Genomic DNA, 19,774 nt, shown 5'->3' with positions numbered 1-19,774 from the left:
CGTTAGTTTATTCCATAAGGAGTTGCAAGTGGTCGTCTTCGCCGGGCAGGGGGACGCACGCCGATCGATGGCGCTGCTGTGGCGCGGATCGGAACAGCGCACGACACGGACCGGCCCGGGCCCCAAACCCGGACTGAGCGTGGACCTGATCGTCGACACGGCCGTCGCCGTCGCCGACGAGGAGGGCATGGCGGCCCTGTCCATGCGCGCCGTGGGCGAACGGCTCGGTAAGACGGCCATGGCCCTCTACACCTACGTCCCCAGCAAGAGCGAACTGGTCGACCTGATGTACGACCGGGTGCTCGTCGAACTGCCGACCGACTACGACGACTCCGACGGCTGGCGAGCCGCCGTGACGGCCTGGGCACGGGACATGTGGGACTTCTACCTGCGCCACCCCTGGGTCCTGCAGGTGTCCCAGGCGCGGCCGGTACTGGGCCCCAACGAGTACGTCGTCCTGGAGACGGTGGTGCGGATCCTCCGCGGAACCGGGCTGCCGGCATCCGCCCTGCGGCGCGTGGTCGGGACACTGTTCCACTTCGTGCGCGGTATCGCGAGCACCGCCGCCGAGGCACGGCAGGCCGCAGCGGCGACCGGGATGTCCGACGACGAATGGTGGTTCACCCGATCGCCCCTGCTGGAGGAGGTCGCGCCCGACTTCGCCGAGCGCTTCCCGATGCTGACGCGCATGGAGCGCGAGGGGGCCTTCCGCAACGAGGACGAAACCGTTCCCTACCTGGAACAGGAGGCGCGCCAGACCTTCCGGGCCGGGCTCGGGATCATCTTGGACGGGATCGAGGCGGCGCGGCGCGCGGAGGGGGCGGCACCTGCCGCCGACTGAGCCGATGCGCCCGTCCCGGGCGGCGCCGGTCCGCGGTGGGGCCAGCCCCACCATCCGGACGCGTGCGTAGGGGAGTGATCGCGGCGGCCGGGCTCAATAGCGTCGGTGACATGGACCTTCTCGACCATCCCCTCCTCCACCGCCTCGGCGACGACACCCGCTACGTGCTGGTCGGCTTCCCTCTCGCCCTCATCGGGTTCCCCCTGATGGTGGCCGGGCTCTCCGCCGGCGTCGGCACCGCCGTGGTCGGCATCGGCCTGTTCATCCTCTCCATGACGCTGCTGATGGCACGCGGCTTCGCCGAGATCGAGCGCAGCCGCCTGCGCGAGGTGCTGGACCGGCCGGTCCCCCGGGCGCACTACCGGAGGCCGCCTGCGGGCGCCGGCCCCATCCGGAGGGCGCTCAACCCGCTCACCTGCGGCCAGAGCTGGATGGACCTGCTCCACGGCATCGTCAAGTCCCCTGTGCAGGTGGGGGCCTTCATCGTCACCGTCGTCTGGTGGGCCGTGGTGCTGCACGGCATCCTCTACCCCCTCTACGGCTGGTCGCTGCACGCGATCCCCGGCTACGTCCCCCTGTCCGAACTCACCGGGTTCGGTGCGGGCCTCCTGACCGCCATCGTCTTCCACTTCCTGCTCGGGGCCGTTTTCGCACTCATGCTCCCCTTCGTCGTGCGCGCCTGCGCGATGATCACCGCCTCGCTGGGCCAGGGACTGCTGACCCCGGTCAACGGGATCGGCGACGCCGAAGCCGCCGACGCCCCGGCCCAGCGGCTCGAAGCGGTACCCGCGGGAGTCGCGGCGGTTCCCGCCGCCGGACAGGGCGGTGCGGCGGCCATACCCCGCGAGACCCTGGCCGAGCTGCGCGCACTTTCGCGCGGCGTCGCTCCCCCGCTGCTCACCGACCACGGGCTGGGGCCCGCGCTGACCGCGCTGGCCGACCGCTGCACCGTCCCGGTGGAACTCGACGTGCAGACCGCCGAGCGCTTCCCCGCCGCGGCCGAGAACCTCGCCTACTTCGTCGCCGCCGAAGCCCTCATCAACGTGGCCGAGCACAGCCGGGCCACCAAGGGAACCGTCACCCTCAGCCACACCGGCGGCCTGCTCAACGTGATGGTCGGCGACGACGGCGTCGGCGGCGCGCAGGTCGCCAAGGGCCACGGCCTGGCCGATCTCAGCGAGCGCCTGCACGCGGTCGGCGGCAAGCTCGTCGTGCACTCCCCGCGCGGCGGCCCCACGCTGATCGTCGCCGAAGTCCCCTGCGACTGACCGCCCCACCCCGGGGCCCGGACGGGAGGAGAACCGATGACTCTGCCCAAGCGGATGAACCGCGGCGTGCCGAGCGTGCGCCGGAGCAGCGGCGAATGCGCCCTGGACGTGCTCACCCCCAGGGAGCGCGAGGTCCTCGGACTGATGGCCCAGGGCATGTCCAACACCGCCATCCACCGGGAACTGATGATCAGCCACGGAGCGGTGGAGAAACACATCCGCAGCATCTTCGCCAAGCTGCAGCTGAACACCCACGGCGGCCAGCGGCACCGGCGGGTCTTGGCCGTGCTCACCTACCTGCGGGCATAACGGCCGACCGCGACCCTCAGCGAGCCCCGGTCCCCCCGGCCCCGAGCCCGGCGGCCGGGACCGCCGCCTTCAGCAGCATCTCGGCGTACTCGTCCTCGGGGACGGAGTCCAGCACGATGGCGCCGCCCGCGCCGATCTCCAGGCCGGCGCCGGTGCGCACCGCGGTGCGGATCACGATGCTCAGGTCGGCCGTCCCGCCGAAGGAGACGAAGCCCAGGGCGCCGGAGTAGACGCCGCGCGCCGAGTTCTCCAACCCGTCGATGATCTCCATCGTGCGCAGCTTGGGCGCACCGGTCATGGACCCGCCGGGGAAGCAGGCGCGCACCGCGTCGACGGCCGGGACATCGGAGCGCAGCCGCCCCCGCACCGTGGAGACCAGCTGGTGCACGGTCGCATGGGACTCGGTGTACATGAACGCCGGGACCTCGACGCTGCCCACCTCGCAGACCCGGCCCAGGTCGTTGCGGAGCAGGTCGACGATCATCAGGTTCTCCGCGCGCGTCTTGGCACCGGTGCGCAGCTCATCGGCGAGCCGGCGGTCGGTGGCGGGGTCGGCGCCGCGCGGCGCGGTGCCCTTGATGGGGCGGCTGTCGGCGACGCCGTCGGCGTCCACGCGCAGGAACCGCTCGGGGGACGCGCTGAGCACGGTGATGCCGCCCAGGCGCAGCAGCGCGGCATACGGCGCGGGGCGGCTGCGCCGCAGCCTCCGGTAGTAGGCCAGGTCGTCGGTGGGTGCGGGGAGGCGCAGCCGGTTGGTCAGGCAGATTTCGTAGCTCTCCCCGGCGACGAGGTGGCCCAGGCTTTCCTTGACGTCGGTGAGGTAGCCCTCGCGGCGGCGTTCCAGTGCCGCCTGAAGGTCGGGGGCGTCCGCGGCCGATACGGGGGCCGGTTCCTCTAGCGGCGGCAGGTCGGTGAGCTCGCGGGTGGCCGCCTCCAGCCAGGCCTCGTCCGCGGCCGGGTCATCGCCGACCGCCACCGCGTAGGTGCGGCCCTCGGCGTGGTCGACGGCCACGAAGCGCGTGCAGCGCAGCCAGATGGCGTCGGGGACGGCGGAGCGGTGCGCGGCTCGGGCGCCGCAGTCGGCCTTGAGCTCGTAGCCGAAGTAGCCGACATATCCCCCGACGAAGTCGAAGGGGAGGCCGGGCGCGGTGTGGTGGGGACGGGCGGCCGCGCGGCGCCGCAGCGCGTCGAAGACGGTCCCCGGTTCGCGGTGCTCGACGCCGCCCCGGGTGACGGTGACGGCCCCGTCCCCGACCCGGTAGGTCAGCACTTCGCCGTCGGGGCCGGTGTCGCCGAGGAAGGAGAACCGGGCCGTCCCGCCCACGCGGCTGCTGTCGAGCCAGAAGGCGTAGCGCGAGGCGGCGTAGAGGTGGGCGAAGGCGCGTTCGGTGTCCACGGCCTCGGGCAGGGCCCGGAATCGGACCTCGCCGGATTGAGGTCGCGAAGGCTCCGCCGGGGTTTCGGACAGCGGCGCCTCGCATCCCCCCAGCTCAGGCAGGTGTCCTGAGGCACCAGATCTCCCACCCCGGGTTTCGGTCACCTGTGCGGCGCGGCCTTCTCCGGGGGTTTCGGACACTTCCTCGACGCGCCCCTCGCGCTTGCCGGTGCGCGTCGGCGTCAGACGCACGGCCGCCGGTCGCGCGGACCGGGCCAGCGCGGCGAAGTTCGAGATGAGCTCCCGCCCGTGCTCGCTCGCCACCGACTCGGGGTGGAACTGCACGCCCCAGCGCGGCAGCGAGCGGTGCTCCAGCCCCATGACGACGTCGTCCTCGGCCCACGCCGTCGCGGTCAGCACGTCGGTCAGGGGGTCCTGCAGCGGGTCGGGAACCGCGAGGGAGTGGTACCGGACGGCGGTGAACCCCTGGGGGATTCCGGCGAACAGGCCGGTGCCGGTGTGCCGGATCGGGCTGAGGTGCCCGTGGCGCGGCACCGGCGCGGAGACCACGGGTTCGTCGGTGAAGTGCGCGATGGCCTGGTGCCCCAGGCACACCCCCAGCACCGGCAGCTCCGGATCGGCCAGCACCTGCGGCACCCGCCCCAGATCCCGCGCCTGCTGCGGCCGCCCGGGACCGGGAGAGACGACGGCGGCGTCGAACCCGCCCAGGTCGATCCCGTCCCAGCACGGGTCGTCGTTGGTCACGACGACGGGTTCCCTGCCCAGGACCCCGGCGATCAGCTGGAACAGGTTGTAGGTGTAGGAGTCGTGGTTGTCCACGAGCAGTACGCGCATCCCACGCTCTTCCTCCCCCGGATGTTGCAAGTCCCAGGGTAAGCCGCAGAGGCGGCCAGGACGACCGCGGTGCGATCAATGCACCGGCGGGCCCGTGCAGGGCGTCGCCGCAGCGCTACGAGACCTGCATTCGGTCGCCGGTCATTCCTTCTCCAGTGGGGTCCTCGACCGGTTCACGTCGCGTTCGTGCCCGGTCGATGGCGTCGAGACCGTCGCTTACGGCCACGTTGGCGTTGGCGTTGCGTTCTGCGCGATGCGCCGTTTCGGAGACTGTGGGCAGGGGCTCGTCGTCCATGGCCGCTCCAGAGTCCAGGAACCGCAGACGGGGATTCGGGCAGGATATGGCGCACGACACACTCTGATCCTTCCGGGCGCACCGACAGCGTCGCCGACCTACAGTCCCTCACGTGGACGAACGAGCCGGATATCCGAGACAACCAGAAGGCGATGGTACGACGCCTGCGATCGCGGTCCGCTATCCGGATGGATCCGTCCACGTCCCGGTCGGTCTCGCTGATCCTGCCACGGCGACCATCGCCTGCGGCACGGACATCCTCCGCCCCGGCGACGAAGACTACGAGTACCGCGCGGCTCGCGCGATCCCCGTCGAGGAGGCGCAGAGGCGGCCTGAGCGTGATCCCGAACGGGCTGCGGCGCTGAAAGCCGAGTTCAAGCGGCGCTTCCAGCGGGAACCCGGACGACGCTCCGCCTGACGTGGCGCGAAGCGCGGTGGCCGCCACTCCGTGTCCCGGAGCGGCGGCCACCGTGGAAATCAGGAGCCGGCTATTTCGCGGTCGCCTCTTCCGGTGCTTCCTGGCCCATGGATTCCAGGGTCTTGCCCTTGGTCTCGCTGATGAACTTCCAGACGAAGACGAGGGACAGGACGGCGAAAAGCGTATAGATCATGTAGGTGCCGGTCAGGTTCCAGTCCCGCAGGGTCGGGAAGGAGACCGTGATCAGCCAGTTGGTCAGCCACTGGGTCGCGGTGGCCACGGCCATCGCCGCGGCGCGGATCCGCAGCGGGAACATCTCGCCCAGCAGCACCCAGGTCACCACACCCCAGGACAGGGCGAAGAACATGACGAACGCACTGGCCGAGGTGAGGGCGACGACGCCCCAGCCGAAGGCCAGGGAGGCCGATGCGCCGACCACGGTGGCGTGGCTGAAGGCCCACCCCGTCATGCCCAGCGACACGGCCATGCCCGCCGAGCCGATCAGCAGCAGCGGCTTGCGGCCGATCCGGTCGACCAGACCGATGGCGATGAACGTGCCGATGATGTTGACGATCGAGGTGAACAGGCTGAGCAGCAGCGAGTTGCTCTCATCGACGCCGACCGACTGCCACAGTGACGACGAGTAGTAGAAGACCACATTGATGCCGACCAGTTGCTGGAAGGCCGAGAGCGCCATGCCGATCCACACGATCGGCAGCAGCCCGAACCGGCCGCCCTTCAGGTCGCGGAGCCGGGGCCGGACCTCCGAGCCCAGAGCCTGCCGGATCTCGGTGATCCGCCGGTCGACGTCGCCGCCCTCGACTTCGGTCAGGACCTGGCGGGCCTTGTCGTCGCGTCCGATGCGCACCAGGTAGCGGGGCGACTCGGGGATCGTCAGCGTCAGCGCGATGTACACGAGCGCGGGCACCATCTCCACGCCCAGCATCCACTGCCAGGCCTGCAGCGGGCCGAGCATGTTCTGCGCGCTGCCGCCGGCCGCGCCCGCCACCAGGTAGTTGACCAGCTGGGACAGGGCGATACCGAGCACGATCGCCAGCTGCTGCAGGGAGGCCAGTCGGCCCCGGTAGGCCGGTGGGGAGACTTCGGCGATGTAGGTCGGCGCGATCACCGAGGCCATGCCGATCGCGACACCGCCCACGACCCGCCAGGCTGCGAGGTCGAAGATGGAGAAGGGCACGGCCGAGCCGATGGCGCTGACCGCGAAGAGCACGCCGGCGATCTGCATGACGCGGATGCGGCCGAGCCGGTCGGCCAGCGAGCCCGCCAGCCCCGCGCCCAGCGCCGAGCCCAGCAGGGCGGCCGCGACCGTGAATCCGGTCATCGCGGCGGTGACCTGGAAGTGGTCCTGGATGGCGTCGACGGCGCCGTTGATGACCGAGCTGTCATAGCCGAAGAGGAAACCGCCCATCGCTGCCGCACTGGCGATCAGCGTGACGTGGACGATGTTCAGCTCACCGGCGGATTTGGCTCCCGCCGGATCCGATGTTGCCACGGCCTCTCCTTGTCGGACCCGTCCGGCCACGCTGCCGGGCGGGCCCGTCGAACGTCTGATCCGCCCATGATCGGCACGGGCCGGTGCGCGGCCGTGTCCCCGACACACTTCGGACATGAACCATGCGACGGAAATTTACGATCACGAACCATATCGGACATCCTTATGGCGCGTATCACGGGACTTAGGTAACAATTCACGACAAAAGCTACGGCTCGGTAACCGGAACCCCCTGTGCCGAGGGCGTCGGGTGGAAGCGACGGCCCGCACCTGGTTGGGTAGTTGGGTAGAAGGTGAGCGCCGTCACACACATGTCGATTCGCAGACGGGGTGACACCCATGCCCGAGTTGCTGGACCTGCACGGCCGGGCCATGACCGAGTTCGACCGGCGGGTGCGCGGGATGCGGGCGACGCAGTGGGCCGACCCCACCCCGTGCGCGAGCTGGGACGTGCACGACCTGGTCGCCCACCTCGTCCGCGAGCAGCTGTGGGTGCCGCATCTGCTCGCGGGCAGTCCGGTGGCGGAGGTCGGCGACCGCTTCGAAGGCGACGTCCTGGGCGAGGAGCCCGTGGCGGTGTGGGAGGTGGCCGCACGCGAGGCGCGCGCCGCCTGGCTGCAGCCCGGTGCCCAGCAGCGCACCGTCCACCTGTCCGCCGGGGACGCGCCCGGATCGGTCTACCTCTGGGAGATGACCTTCGACCTGGCCGTGCACGCCTGGGACCTGGCCCGGGCCATCGGCGCGGACGAGCGCATCGACCCGGAGCTGACCGAGGCCCTGCTGGAGTGGGTCGGCGAGGAGGGCATGGCGGGCGCGGACGGGCTGTTCGCACCGCCGGTCCACGTCGGCGAGAACGCCGCCCCGCTGACCCGCCTGCTCGCCCTGGCCGGTCGCCGCGGCTGACCGGCGGAAACGGGCGGCCGCACCGCGGCCGCCCGCCCCGGGACCGAGAGACGACGCAGCGGGGAGGCCGGCCTCACCCCGTCGTGGGCGTCTTCTGCTGCGCCGCACTGCCCCGCCACAGCCGCAGCCCGATGAGGGGCAGCACCAGCACGCTGAGCATGCCCGCCCCGACCAGCGCGGCGGCGACGGCCGGTTCGACGGCCCCCATCTCACCGCCGATGGTCGTCAGGACCACCAGAAGCGGCAGGGCCGTGGCGGCGAACAGCGCGAGCGCGGGGCGCTGGCGGCCCGCCAGCGTGTCGCGGGACAGCCACAGCTCCGGCAGCCCGCGCACGACCAGCAGCAGCGCCAGGAACAGCGGCACCAGCAGCAGCGCGCCGAGGTCGGACACCAGTGCCTGCAGGTCGAAGCGCATGCCGGTCACGACGAAGAACAGCGGAACGAACAGCCCGAAGGCGACCGCCTCCATCTTCGACTCGACCTCGTGGACCTCCTGGGGATGGTTGGTCATCAGCATCAGCCGCACGATGATGCCCGCGGCGAACGCGCCCAGGAGGACGTCGAGCTGCAGCAGGCCGGCGAGGCCCACCATCCCGACGATGATCAGAAGGCACAGCCGTACCGCCAGCTGCGCGCTGGTGCCCAGCGTCGCCCGGATCAGCCGGCCGATCCGCTCCGAGCGCGGGCGGGTGGCCCGCCAGGCCGCGAGGCCCGCGACGGCGAAGAACACCACCAGCAGCACCGTCCCCTCCAGCGGCCGGAACCCGCTGAGCAACAGGGCGATCACCACGATCGGGCCGAACTCACCCACCGTGCCCGAGGCCAGGAACCGCGTGCCGAACGGTGTGTTGAGCGCCCCCGCGTCGCGCAGGATCGGCAGGACCGTGCCCAGCGCCGTGGTCGTCAGTGCCAGCCCGATGACCAGTGTGGTCTGCGAGGCACCGAAGACGGTCCAGGCCGCCCCCAGTCCCAGAGCCAGCGAGCACAGCCAGGCCAGCGTGGCCCGCCGTAGCGGCCGCCCCTTCACCCGGTTGAAGTCGATCTCGTAGCCGGCCATGAACATGAGCATCGCCAGGCCCATTCCGGCCAACGCCGAGACGATCTCGGTCTCATGGATCAGCCCCAGTCCCGCCGGCCCCAGAGCGATACCCAGCGCGATCTCCAGCACGACGGCCGGGATCACCACCCACCGGCCCAGTTGGTCGCTGATCAGCGGTGCCAGCACCGCGGCGGCCAGGATGATGATCAGGATGCGCAGCGTGTCGGCCATCTCCGCGTCCACGGGCTCCCCCCCTTTTCCCTCCCCGCGGCACCCTACGCAGCCGCGGACCGCACGGCAGCGTAGGACACACGGAACCGGACCTTTCGGTGGACCCTCCGTCACCAGCGGTAACACCGCCCCGCGGCCCGATCCGCCGGGAGAGGGCGCGCTCCCCCACCCCGACCGACCCCTAGTCACCGCCGAGGTCCACAAAGAGGCGGCGCGGAACTTTGGTGTCGGCAGGGGCTGTGCTGGAGCCCGTCCGTGCCCCATGATCTTCGTCATGGTGAAATTCGACGCTATGGCGGACAAGGCGCTGCGCCGTGAACCGCTCACCCGGGACGACGTGCTCTCCGTGCTCACCGGCTCCGACGACGACCTGCTGGAACTGGTCGCCGCCGTCTTCCGCGTGCGGCGGCACTTCTTCCAGCGCCGGGTCAAGCTCAACTACCTGGTGAACCTCAAGAGCGGCCTGTGCCCGGAGGACTGCACCTACTGCTCCCAGCGGCTCGGCTCCTCCGCCGACATCGTCAAGTACACCTGGCTGCGCCCCGACCAGACGAGCGAGGCCGTCTCCTGCGGCGTGCAGGCCGGGGCCTCGCGGGTCTGCCTGGTGGCCAGCGGCCGCGGCCCCACCGACCGCGATGTCGACCGGCTCGCCCCCACCATCGAGCGGATCAAGTCCGAGCACCCCGGCGTCGAGGTGTGCGCCTGCCTCGGCCTGCTGTCCGACGGGCAGGCCGAGCGCCTGCGCGAGGCCGGCGCCGACGCCTACAACCACAACCTCAACACCTCCGGCGAGCGCTACGCCGACATCTGCACCACGCACACCTTCGACGACCGCGTCGACACCGTGCGGCAGGCCAAGCAGGCGGGGCTGTCCCCCTGTTCCGGACTGATCGCGGGGATGGGTGAGAGCGACGACGACCTCGTCGACGCGCTGTTCGCCCTGCGCGAGCTGGACCCGGACTCGGTCCCGGTCAACTTCCTCATCCCCTTCGAGGGCACCCCCCTGGCGGGGCAGTGGAACCTGACGCCGCAGCGCTGCCTGCGCATCCTCGCGGCCGCGCGGCTGGTCTTCCCCGATGTCGAGGTGCGGCTGGCCGCCGGCCGCGAGATCCACCTGCGCGGCCTGCAGCCGCTCGCCCTGCACGTGGTGAACTCGATCTTCCTGGGCGACTACCTCACCAGCGAGGGCCAGGAGGGCAAGGCCGACCTGGAGATGATCCGCGACGCGGGGTTCACCGTTCAGGGCGCGGGCGAGCAGACCCTGCCCGAGGAGCGGATCGATCTGGTCAGGACCCGCCACCGGGGCGCCGGGACCGACCTGCCGCCCAACGCCTGACACCCGGCGGCCCCGGGTCGGGAGGCAGAGGACGGGGCGGGTCCAGCCGCCACACGACGGCCGTGGTGGCCGGACTCGCCCACGCCGGGATAGCGTTGCGCCATGCCCGCCACCCCCGCCGACCCGGCCGCTCCGGAGCTGGTCTGGTACGCGAGCTATGGATCGAACATGACGCCCAGCCGGTTCGCCTACTACGTCGCCGGAGGAGTACCGCCCAACGGATCACGGGCCAACCCGGGCTGCCGCGACCGCACGCCGCCGCGCGACCGGCGCGCGGTCTGGCTCAACGGGGGTGTCTACTTCGCTCTGACCTCCCGGATGTGGGGCGGCGGGTTGGCCCTGCTCGACCCGGCGCTTCCCGGTGCAGTCCCGGCCCATGCCTACCTGCTCACCGCCGGGCAGTTCGGCGATGTGGCCGCCCAGGAGATGTACCGCTCCCCCGGTGCCGACCTGGACCTGGGCGCGGCGCTGCGGGAGGGCCGCGATGTGCGCGGCGAGGGCCGCTACGAGACGCTCGTCCACTGCGGCCGGCTGGACGGCTGGCCGGTGCTGACCTTGACCGCGCACTGGTCGCGGAACGACGTGGAGGTGGCGGCGCCGGCCGCCGCGTACCTGGAGCTGATCGGCGGCGGGCTGCGCGGCGTACACGGCTGGCCCGCCGAGCGGGTCGCCGCCTACCTCGCCCGCCGACCGGGCGCCCAGGGGGCGTGGACGGCGGGCGAGGTGGCCGCGCTGCTGTCCGGCTGAGCCTCCCGGTCCACCCGCCCTGTTCTCCGTGACGGCGTCGTGGAGCGGCGCAGTGGACACTGCATCGACAAATCGGGATAACATCGCCAAATGGCGATGAATCAAGGTCCCTGTGCCCGCACGGAGCTGGCTCCCGCTGCCGCGCTCTTCCACTCCCTGTCCGATCCGGTCCGCCTGGCCATCGTCCAGCGCCTCACCCGCGGTGAGGCGCGGGTGGCGGACCTGACCTCCGAGCTCGGGCTGGCCCAGTCGACGGTGTCCAAGCACCTGGCGTGCCTGCGCGACTGCGGGCTCGTCGACTTCCGGCCCGAAGGCCGCCAGTCGTTCTACCATTTCGACCGCCCGGAGCTCCTTGACCTGCTGCGCAGCGCCGAGCGGCTACTCGCGGCCACCGGGGACGCCGTCGTGCTCTGCCCGGTCTACGGACCGGAGGCCGACCCCGCCCCCGAGGCCGAGGAGGACGCCCGGTGAGCGGGATGCTCTCCCCCGGCCGCCGCGCCACCCTGGTACGGCGCGTCCGGCTCATCGTCGCGGCCACGATCGCCTACAACATCGTCGAGGCGGTCATCGCGATCACCGCCGGCACGCTGGCCTCCTCCTCCGCGCTGGTGGCCTTCGGATTGGACTCCACCATCGAGGTCGTATCGGCGCTGGCGGTGGCCTGGCAGTTCTCCGGAGGCGACCACGCGGCGCGGGAACGCGTCACCCTGCGGGTCATCGCGGTGTCCTTCTTCGCCCTGGCCGCCTACGTGGCCTGGGAGTCGCTGAGCGGGATGGCGGGCGCGGAGCGGGCCGACCACTCCACCGTCGGACTGGCCCTGGCGGCGCTGAGCCTGCTGATCATGCCGTTCCTCTCCTACGCCGAGCGCCGCACCGGCCGCGAGCTGGGGTCGGCCACCGCCGTGGCCGACTCCAAGCAGACGCTGCTGTGCACCTACCTCTCGGCCGTGCTGCTCGCCGGGCTGGCGTTGAACAGCCTCTTCGGCTGGTGGTGGGCGGACCCTGCCGCCGCCCTCGTGATCGCGGGCGTGGCGGCCAAGGAGGGGGTCGAGGCATGGCGGGGCGACGGCTGCTGCGGACCCTCCTCTCCTGTCGCGGCGTCCGCACCGTCGGCCATGGCCGACGGTGCGGACGCCGCGACATGCACCTGCCCGTCCGGGTGCCGGGACGGCTGCTGCACCTGAGCGCACCCGGGTGCCGCCCCGGCGGAGGCGGCTCCCCGGTGTCCGCCTCCGCTGCGGCCTGGGGCGTTGCGCGGTGGCCGATATCGGACATGGAGAATTATCTGCCCAAGATTTTCGAAAGTGGGATAATTGACTTCTGGCCGACACGGGAGGGATACGGAATGGCGAGGCGTTCCAGCCGCTACTGGCTCCAGCATCTCGACCGCATCATGGACGGCGGGTTCGAGCGCCTGCTGAAGAGCCGTGGCCTCACGCGCAGGCACTGGCAGATCGTGCACGCCCTGCGCCAGGAGCCGCTGCGGGCGGGGGAGTTGGAGACCCGTGCCGCGCCCTTCCTCGACGACGAGGTGGCGAGCCTCGCCCCCGACATCGACGAGCTGCGCGGACTCGGCTGGGTGCGCGACACCGCGGACGGCCGCCTCGCGCTCACCGAGGAGGGCGAACGCGTCCACGACGGGCTGTGGCAGCAGGTGCAGGACCACCGCGCCCGCGTCACCCAGGACATGTCGGCCGAGGAGTACCAGGCGACCGTCAACGTGCTCTCCCGGATGGCACGCAACGCCGAGCGCCGCTGAGGCGGGCCGCGCCGCCGTCCACCGGCGCGGCCCGAACCACGGTGGGTGGGCAGCCCCCCCCCCCCCCCCCCCCCCGAACCCCGATCGCCCGGACGGCGACCGTGACCCTGCCAGAGGGAGGACCGCCCACACCGCCATCATCGGCGGCTCCGACACGCGGGGCATGAGCACGCCTACTCAGACCGGTCCGAGTACCGCTACGCACCCGGCCGTGTGGGCCCCGCGTCGGCACGCGCGGCATGCTGCAGCGGAGACCGGTCAGAACACCCGGGTCGCACCGGGCAGGCGGCGCAGGGCATGGGCGGCGCCCCAGCACAGTGCGAGCGCGAGCAAGCCGACGACGGCGAACTTCGCGACGGCGGTCGCCTCCCAGCCGCCGAGGGCGACACCGAGCCCGACGAGCACCACCGGGTGCAGGAAGTACACCGCGTAGGCGTTGTCGGAGAGGAACCGGGCGAGTGGCCCCTGGCGGTTGACACGCGCCCGGAAGAGCACGATCAGCGCGACGATGATCCCGACGGCGTAGGTCTGCTCCCACAGGGCGTCGACCAGCGACTGCCAGCTGCCCGGCTGCATCGTCGCCTCGCCCAGCCACCCGGAGAGCGGGACATGGGCCAGTGCCGCCGCCACGGCCGCGGCGAGGCCGGCCCACCCGGCCCACGTGGGGATGCGCTCCGCCCAGCCGCGCCGGTAGGCGAGTACGCCGACGCCGAACAGGATCACGTACTGCGGCAGGAAGAACGGGGTGGGCAGCCCGACGACGGGCCAGTAGGTGCCGATCGGGACGGGGATGCGCCACAGGTAGGTGAGTACCGCCAGCCCGATGACGAATCCGATCGCCGCGAGGAGGAGGGGCAGCGGGCGCGGCGTGTCCGCCCGGAGCGGTGCCGGGGCCGTCGCCTGCCCGACCTCGGCCGCCCTCGGGCGCCGGAAGCGCTCGATGAGCAGGTAGCCCAGGCAGAACACCAGCAGCGTCTCGACGAACCACATCGGACCGGGGTCCCAGCTGAAGATGTAGAAGAGCCAGTACGGGGCCTCCGACGCGTACTCCAGGTAGATGTAGGCGGTGACGAACGGCCGCAGCAGCACGAGGAAGAGCAGCAGCGGGATGCCCAGCCGGACCAGGCGAGCACGGAAGAACGCCCGGCCTCCCCTGCGGTCGTGGGCGCCCGGCACGAAGTAGCCGGAGATCAAGAAGAAGAACCCCATGAAGAACGCCTGGTTGAACACGACCAGGAGGTCCAGTGCGGTCCCCGAGGCGTCCTGGGCGGGCTCGGTATAGAACCACATCGGGATGTTGCCGTAGGTGAGGGCGACGTGGTGCAGGACCACCAGCACCGTCAGCAGGATGCGCAGGTTGTCGATGTAGAAGAGGCGGACCGCCGGCGCTTCCGGGGCCTGCGGCGGCCCGCCCCCGGTCATTGGTGTCCGGCGGGTCTGCTGTGTCTGCTCGGCCATGGTGCTCCGTCCCCCTGGATTCGTGCGGGTGTCCGTGACCCGTGCGCGGTCGAGCACGCGCGTCGTTGGTCACAGGGATGAATTTTTGGCCACTTGGCCAAAATCTAGCACGAGCGGACAACTTGTCCATGGGGGATGACCCTGACCGGCCACCCATCACGACCCGGGGGAACCGGGCCCCGCCCGGACGGGCCGCCTGCGGGAGCGGCCGGAATCAGCCGGGGACACGGGGAGCGGGAGATTCCTCCGCGCCGCGGCGGCGCGTGGGCACGGCCCCCGAGCGCTGGGTGACGGCGATGCAGCCGAGGACGACGACCGCCGTCAGCGGGGCGGCGATCGACGGCTGCTCGCCCACCAGCAGCACCGCCCACACCAGGGTCAGCAGCGGCTGCGCGAGCTGGAGCTGACTGGCCCTGGCCACGCCGATCAGCGCCATTCCCCGGTACCAGGCCACGAACCCGGCGAACTGGGCGACGACCGCGAGGTACCCGACCGCGGCCAGGCCCGCGGTCGTCAGGTGCACCGGCTCGACGGCCAGGCTGATCGCCATCGCCGGAACCGTCGCCGGCAGCGACACCACCAGGGCCCAGGAGATCACCTGCCACCCCGGCATGCACCCGGCCAGGCGGCCGCCCTCCGCATAGCCCGCAGCACACAGCACGAGCCCGCCGAAGAGGTACAGGTCTCCCGCTTCGGGCCTGCCGCCACTGCTCAGCAGCGTGAAGCCGGTGACCGCGGCCGCACCGGTGAGCGCGGCGGCCCAGAAGGTGCGGGAGAGGCCGGTCCGGGCGCGCGCCGCACCGATCGCGGCGGTCGCCAGCGGCAGCGCCCCGATGACGACCGCGGCGTGCGACGTCGAGGACGTCTGCAGCGCGAGTGTGCTGAACAGGGGAAAGGCGACCACGCAGCCGACGGCGACGACGAGGATGCCGGGCCATCGGTCGCGTCCGGGAAACGGCGCGCGGGCCAGCCGCAGGCACCACAGCGCCAGCAGTCCGGCCACCCCGCAGCGCAGCGCGGTGATACTCCAGGGCCCGAACGCCTCCAAGGCCCAGGCGGTCGCCGGGAAGGTCGTCGAGAACGCGAGGACGCCCAGGGCCGCCAGTAGCGATCCGCTGCGGACCGCTACTCTCCGCTGGGCGATAGCGCTATCATCAGTCCTCATGAAACAGAGTAGCAGTGTGGCGGAATTGGCGGCAGCGCTCCGAAGAGAGGTCAACCGCTACTCCCCGGGCGAGAAGCTGCCGTCCAGTCGCGCACTCGTGGAACGCTACGGCGTCAGCCCCGTGACCGTCTCACGCGCCGTCGCCGCCCTCGCCGCCGAAGGCTTGGTCGTCACCCGCCCCGGCGCCGGGGCGTTCCGCGCACGCCGCAACGAAGGCCGGGGCCGCACCGCCGACACCTCCTGGCAGGAGGTCGCACTCAGCGCCGAATCCGCCTCCGCCTCAGGCGAACCGATCCCCCGCACTGTGGACGCCGCGGGCGTGGACGCCACCCTCGCCGTTCCGGCACCCGGGGTGATCGCGTTCAACGTCGGCTACCTGCACTCCTCCCTCCAGCCCGAACGGGCACTGGCCGCCGCACTGGCCCGGGCCGGACGGCGGCCCGGCGCCTGGGCCAGCCCGCCGATCGAGGGCCTCGAAGAGCTCCGCGGCTGGTTCGCCCGCGAGATCGCCGGCCCCGACGACGGCACCCTCGGCGCCTCCGACGTCATCATCACCGCCGGCGGCCAGAGCGCGATCACCACCGCGCTGCGTGCTCTCGCCCCGCCCGGTGCGCCCGTCCTCATCGAGTCGCCCACCTACCCGGGGATGCTGGCCGTGGCCCGCGCCTCGGGAGTGCGCCCGGTTCCGGTCCCCATCGACGACGACGGCGTGCGCCCCGAACTCCTGGCCGACGCCTTCCGCGCCACCGGGGCCCGGCTGTTCATCTGCCAGCCGCTCTACCAGAACCCCACCGGCAGCGTGCTCGGCGAGCACCGCAGGAGCGAGGTCCTGCGCATCGCCCGCGCCGCCGGGGCCTTCGTCGTGGAGGACGACTTCGCCCGCTACCTCGTCCACGCCGACGCCGGCCCCCGGCCCCGCACCCTCATGGCCGACGACCCCGAGGGAACCGTCGTGCACATCCGCTCGCTCACCAAGTGCACCTCCCCCAGCCTGCGGGTGGGCGCGCTGGCGGCACGCGGCCCGGTGCTGGAGCGGCTGCGCGCGATCCAGGTCGTCGACAGCTTCTTCGTGCCGCGGCCGCTGCAGGAGACCGCGCTCGAACTTGTCGGATCCCCCGCCTGGGCGCGCCACCTGCGGGCGGTCGCCGCCGGACTGACCGAGCGCCGCCGCGCCATGGCCACCGCGCTGCTGCGCGAACTGCCCGGCCTCTCCGCCCCGGCCGTGCCCTCGGGCGGCTACCACCTGTGGCTGCGCCTACCCGAGGGCGCCGATGAGACCGTCTTCGCCGCGACCGCCCTGCGCGCCGGAGTCGCCGTCGCCCCCGGCCGCCCCTACTTCCCGGCAGAGCCCCCGGCCCCGCACATACGGCTGAGCTTCGCCGGGACGGCGGGGACCGCGGAGATCGCCGACGGCGTCCAGCGGCTGCGCACCACCTTCGACCAGCTCGGGCTGGTCTGACAGGAACCGGGCGCGGCAGACCGGGGCAGCCCACCGGATGCGACGTTTGAGGGCCGGAGGCTACTGCGGGGCAGCGCTCTCGTCGGTGCGCGGCTCGGCGCGGGTGGCGTGGTCGAAGATGTCGGCCAGTTCGCGCGCGTGGGCCTCCGGGTCGTGCTCGGGGTAGGCCGCCCAGTAGCCGAACATGCTGTCGATCGAGGCCTGCAGGCTGACGGCCATCACGCGGGGGTCGAAGTCGCGGAACTCGCCGTCGGCCTGACCGCCGCGGAAGAGGTCTTCGAGCCCGCGGTAGATCGGTTCGGACGCAGCGACACCGTAGCGCAGCGACCCGTCGTCGTTCCGCAGGTTGACGAAGATCTCGCCCAGCGCCCGCAGGTGGGCGGGACGGGCGCGCATGAACTCCGCCACCGCCATGATGTGGGTGCGCACCATCTCGCGCGCCGTGCTCGCGGACAGCACGCGCCGCACCACGTTCTCGGCGACGGCGGTGTAGGTCTGCTCGACGACCTGCTCCATCAGCTCGTGCTTGCCGTCGAAGTGGTAGGAGATCACGCCCTTGCTGATCCCGGCGTGCTGCGCGATCCGCGCCAGCGACGCCTTGGCGTACCCGGCCTCCGAGATCACCGCCACCGCCGACTCGATGATCTGCGCACGCCGCGCCTTCTCGATGAAGGAGCGCTCGTGCTGGCCCTCCCGACCGATTTCTGACCGCATGGCCAAAATCTAGCAAGCCTCACTGGTCGTGGCGGCCACGGCGACCTGCTCTGCATCGGTTTCGTACACATATGTCCATGTCGTGATCAACCAGCAGAGACCTCTCGCTGCGCGGACTCCATGATCTCGCGGATCTCGGCCGCTGACCTACGCACTGTATGAGGGTCGTCGCTGGTGGCGACAGCTTCCTCCAACTGGCACAGGTGGGCAGCACGGCCCGGGTAACGATGGATCGCCACGAATTCCCCCCACCACTGAAGAAAGGCATGCAAGGGTGCGACGGTGCTCTGCGCGGCCGCCTGTTCGGCGGCTTGTTCCAGGTGCGTGCCGAAGCTCGGCAGGTGAGTCGGCGCGATCTGTCGCACAGCGGCACGCAAGGCGGCGGGTGTCAGTTCCGGCATAGGGATCACTGGGTGATCAGATACGGGGAGCGGCGGGGCCATGGGGCGCGTCCTCCGATCGGTCGTTCAGGGTGGGCGGATCGTGTCCACCGCCAGCGAAGCTACCTGCGCGCGGTATCGCCGTTCAGCGATTCTCGGCTATGTCCGTAGCTGTCAGTTCGATTCGGGAGTGCCGAACCACTGGCGCAGTGAAGCATCGGGTGTATCTCCGCGGTTCTCGTTGCTGTCCACGGCCCAGGCGATGTGGCCGTCGGGGCGAATGAGCAGGGCCGTGGCGTCCACGGGGTCGACAGGGGCGGCCACGAGATGGTCGACGCGGTCACTCCACCTCTGGGCGGCGTCGCCGTAGTGCGGCTCGTCGACCGTGAACTCGACCAACAGGCCGCGCCCCGGACGCAGGAGGCGGGTCAGGCGGGCCGGGCCCTCGGCGGTGTCGAGGTCGAGGTCGGGGGCGCGTCGGCCGGTCAGGGGGTGTGCCGCCGACCGGTCGTCGGGTGCCGGGTAGCGGATGTCGATGCCGGAGACCATCCCGGCGAGGTGGCGGTTGGCCTCGGGCAGGCGCACGAGCTCGACGAACAGCTCGCGCATCGCCTGCATCGGCGCCGTGGTGACCCGGCCCAGCTCCCCCTGGGCCCGCGTGTTGTCGAGGACCCGGGCGGCGACCGGGTGGCGCTCGGTCTCGTAGCTGCCGAGAAGGTGGTCAGATGCATGCCCGCGCACGGCGGCGGCGAGCCGCCAGCCCAGCGCGAACGCGTCCTGGAGGCCGAGGTTCATGCCCTGCCCGCCGGTCGGCAGGTGGATATGGGCGGCGTCGCCGGCGAGGAAGGCGCGGCCGACACGGTAGCGCTCGGCCTGGCGTGAGGCGTCGGTGAAGCGGGAGGCGATGAGCAGCCGGTCGAGTTCGGCTTCGTCCCCGTAGACGTCGGCCAGCACCTCGCGCACCTCGGCGGGCTCCACCGGCGCGTCCTTGGCGACGTCCTGGCGCGGTGCCGGGAACAGCAGCCGGTAGGTGCCGCCGGACAGTGGGTGGAGCATGGCGGCACTGCGCGATCCGAAGCGGAACCGTGCCCCGATGTGGCGGCGGCGCTCATCCGCCCCGCGCGGAATGCGCGAAAGTGTGACGTCGGCGGCCACCATGCCGGTCCGCCCGGGCAGGCCGGGGAACGCGACCCCCAGGAGCTCACGCACGGTGCTGCGCGCGCCGTCGCACCCGACGAGGTAGGTACAACGCACGCGCCTGGGTCCCGACGGGGTGTCCAGAGTGGCGGTGACGCGTGCGCTGTCCTGCTCAAGCGCGGTGAGGCGGTGCTCGCGGTCGACGGCGACCCCGGATCGGCCGAGCGACGCCTCCAACTCCTCCTCCACCCGCGCCTGCTCGACCAGCAGCTGGTAGCGGTGCCGGGTGGGCAGCACGGAGAAGTCGAGGGGAACGGGGAGCCCGGCGAAGTGGCCGGTGGGCAGGCGCGCGGTGGCGTGCTCGGCGATCGGGGCCAGGAGGCGTCGCTGGTCCAGGATCTCGCAGCTGCGCGGGTGCAGGTTGCCCGCCTTGGACTGCGGGGAGCGGGAGGCGCGGTGGTCGGCGATGGTGACTCCTACGCCCGCCGCCGCGAGTTCGTTGGCGAGCATGAGCCCGGTGGGGCCGGCCCCCACCACGATGACGTCGGTTTCCGTTTCCAACAGTGTGCTCT

20 protein-coding genes are annotated in these 19,774 nt (G+C 71.8%); 11 read left to right on the top strand and 9 right to left on the bottom strand.

All coding sequences use genetic code 11. The annotated features are described in order from the left end of the window. The first annotated feature begins 28 nt into the window (after positions 1-28). The 3 genes from HNR23_RS08985 (at position 29) to HNR23_RS08975 (ending at position 2,418) form a co-directional block, all read left to right on the top strand. Positions 29-841, top strand: a complete 813-nt coding sequence (locus HNR23_RS08985; protein WP_184074957.1) for a TetR/AcrR family transcriptional regulator C-terminal domain-containing protein — start codon at positions 29-31, stop codon at positions 839-841. Positions 842-951: 110 nt separating this feature from the next. After that, on the top strand, positions 952-2,109 hold the full coding sequence (locus tag HNR23_RS08980; protein ID WP_184074956.1) for a sensor histidine kinase: 1,158 nt from the start codon (positions 952-954) through the stop codon (positions 2,107-2,109). 36 nt (positions 2,110-2,145) lie between these two features. Beyond that, positions 2,146-2,418 (top strand): response regulator transcription factor, encoded by a 273-nt coding sequence (locus HNR23_RS08975; protein ID WP_184074955.1) that lies wholly within the window; start codon positions 2,146-2,148, stop codon positions 2,416-2,418. A gap of 16 nt (positions 2,419-2,434) precedes the next feature. Here the strand turns inward: HNR23_RS08975 and pabB are convergent, their stop codons facing one another. Beyond that, a complete protein-coding gene (gene pabB / locus HNR23_RS08970; protein WP_184074954.1) occupies positions 2,435-4,648 on the bottom strand; it encodes an aminodeoxychorismate synthase component I in 2,214 nt (737 codons plus the stop codon). Positions 4,649-4,763: 115 nt separating this feature from the next. Next, positions 4,764-4,943: a hypothetical protein gene (locus tag HNR23_RS08965; RefSeq protein WP_184074953.1), complete on the bottom strand. Its 180-nt coding sequence runs from the start codon at positions 4,941-4,943 to the stop codon at positions 4,764-4,766. Positions 4,944-5,055: 112 nt separating this feature from the next. Between HNR23_RS08965 and HNR23_RS08960 the strand changes: the two genes are divergently transcribed. Then, positions 5,056-5,361, top strand: coding sequence for a hypothetical protein (locus HNR23_RS08960; protein ID WP_184074952.1), 306 nt, complete (start codon positions 5,056-5,058; stop codon positions 5,359-5,361). Positions 5,362-5,431: 70 nt separating this feature from the next. Here the strand turns inward: HNR23_RS08960 and HNR23_RS08955 are convergent, their stop codons facing one another. Next, positions 5,432-6,874, bottom strand: coding sequence for a sugar porter family MFS transporter (locus tag HNR23_RS08955; RefSeq protein WP_343070489.1), 1,443 nt, complete (start codon positions 6,872-6,874; stop codon positions 5,432-5,434). 339 nt (positions 6,875-7,213) lie between these two features. Between HNR23_RS08955 and HNR23_RS08950 the strand changes: the two genes are divergently transcribed. Continuing rightward, complete coding sequence (locus HNR23_RS08950; protein WP_184074950.1) at positions 7,214-7,777, top strand: TIGR03086 family metal-binding protein; 564 nt, start codon at positions 7,214-7,216, stop codon at positions 7,775-7,777. A 73-nt stretch (positions 7,778-7,850) separates the two neighbouring features. On the opposite strand, the gene HNR23_RS08945 is transcribed toward HNR23_RS08950, so the two are convergent. Further along, positions 7,851-9,059 carry a cation:proton antiporter domain-containing protein gene (locus tag HNR23_RS08945; protein WP_184074949.1) on the bottom strand — a complete coding sequence of 403 codons (1,209 nt, stop codon included), beginning with the start codon at positions 9,057-9,059 and terminating at the stop codon, positions 7,851-7,853. Between the two features lie 262 nt (positions 9,060-9,321). Between HNR23_RS08945 and bioB the strand changes: the two genes are divergently transcribed. From bioB to HNR23_RS08920, 5 genes are all read left to right on the top strand, one after another. Continuing rightward, positions 9,322-10,383 (top strand): biotin synthase BioB, encoded by a 1,062-nt coding sequence (gene bioB, locus HNR23_RS08940; RefSeq protein WP_184074948.1) that lies wholly within the window; start codon positions 9,322-9,324, stop codon positions 10,381-10,383. A gap of 102 nt (positions 10,384-10,485) precedes the next feature. Beyond that, positions 10,486-11,130, top strand: a complete 645-nt coding sequence (locus HNR23_RS08935; RefSeq protein ID WP_184074947.1) for a histone deacetylase — start codon at positions 10,486-10,488, stop codon at positions 11,128-11,130. Between the two features lie 90 nt (positions 11,131-11,220). Beyond that, positions 11,221-11,601, top strand: coding sequence for an ArsR/SmtB family transcription factor (locus HNR23_RS08930; RefSeq protein ID WP_184074946.1), 381 nt, complete (start codon positions 11,221-11,223; stop codon positions 11,599-11,601). A gap of 5 nt (positions 11,602-11,606) precedes the next feature. After that, on the top strand, positions 11,607-12,314 hold the full coding sequence (locus tag HNR23_RS08925; RefSeq protein ID WP_184080111.1) for a cation transporter: 708 nt from the start codon (positions 11,607-11,609) through the stop codon (positions 12,312-12,314). Between the two features lie 161 nt (positions 12,315-12,475). Then, positions 12,476-12,889: a MarR family winged helix-turn-helix transcriptional regulator gene (locus tag HNR23_RS08920; RefSeq protein WP_184074945.1), complete on the top strand. Its 414-nt coding sequence runs from the start codon at positions 12,476-12,478 to the stop codon at positions 12,887-12,889. A gap of 258 nt (positions 12,890-13,147) precedes the next feature. Here the strand turns inward: HNR23_RS08920 and HNR23_RS08915 are convergent, their stop codons facing one another. Both HNR23_RS08915 and HNR23_RS08910 read right to left on the bottom strand, forming a co-directional pair. Further along, positions 13,148-14,347 carry an acyltransferase family protein gene (locus HNR23_RS08915; protein ID WP_246421656.1) on the bottom strand — a complete coding sequence of 400 codons (1,200 nt, stop codon included), beginning with the start codon at positions 14,345-14,347 and terminating at the stop codon, positions 13,148-13,150. A 214-nt stretch (positions 14,348-14,561) separates the two neighbouring features. After that, entirely contained in the window at positions 14,562-15,512 is a 951-nt protein-coding gene (locus tag HNR23_RS08910; protein WP_184074944.1) for a DMT family transporter, read from the bottom strand. Between HNR23_RS08910 and HNR23_RS08905 the strand changes: the two genes are divergently transcribed. Next, positions 15,511-16,971: an aminotransferase-like domain-containing protein gene (locus tag HNR23_RS08905; protein WP_184074943.1), complete on the top strand. Its 1,461-nt coding sequence runs from the start codon at positions 15,511-15,513 to the stop codon at positions 16,969-16,971. The two genes, HNR23_RS08910 and HNR23_RS08905, sit on opposite strands and share 2 nt — an antisense overlap. Before the next feature lie 60 nt (positions 16,972-17,031). Here HNR23_RS08905 and HNR23_RS08900 read toward each other — a convergent pair whose 3' ends face one another. From HNR23_RS08900 to HNR23_RS08890, 3 genes are all read right to left on the bottom strand, one after another. Further along, a complete protein-coding gene (locus HNR23_RS08900) occupies positions 17,032-17,685 on the bottom strand; it encodes a TetR/AcrR family transcriptional regulator (RefSeq protein ID WP_184074942.1) in 654 nt (217 codons plus the stop codon). Between the two features lie 86 nt (positions 17,686-17,771). After that, positions 17,772-18,086: a DUF6247 family protein gene (locus HNR23_RS08895; RefSeq protein ID WP_246421654.1), complete on the bottom strand. Its 315-nt coding sequence runs from the start codon at positions 18,084-18,086 to the stop codon at positions 17,772-17,774. Positions 18,087-18,239: 153 nt separating this feature from the next. Next, positions 18,240-19,763 (bottom strand): FAD-dependent monooxygenase, encoded by a 1,524-nt coding sequence (locus HNR23_RS08890; protein ID WP_221308071.1) that lies wholly within the window; start codon positions 19,761-19,763, stop codon positions 18,240-18,242. Positions 19,764-19,774 lie beyond the last annotated feature (11 nt).

Source organism: Nocardiopsis mwathae (assembly GCF_014201195.1).
GTDB classification, from domain to species: Bacteria; Actinomycetota; Actinomycetes; order Streptosporangiales; family Streptosporangiaceae; genus Nocardiopsis_C; species Nocardiopsis_C mwathae.
The sequence above is the reverse complement of the archived record's forward strand: the minus strand, read 5'-3'. Positions and strand labels throughout refer to the sequence as shown.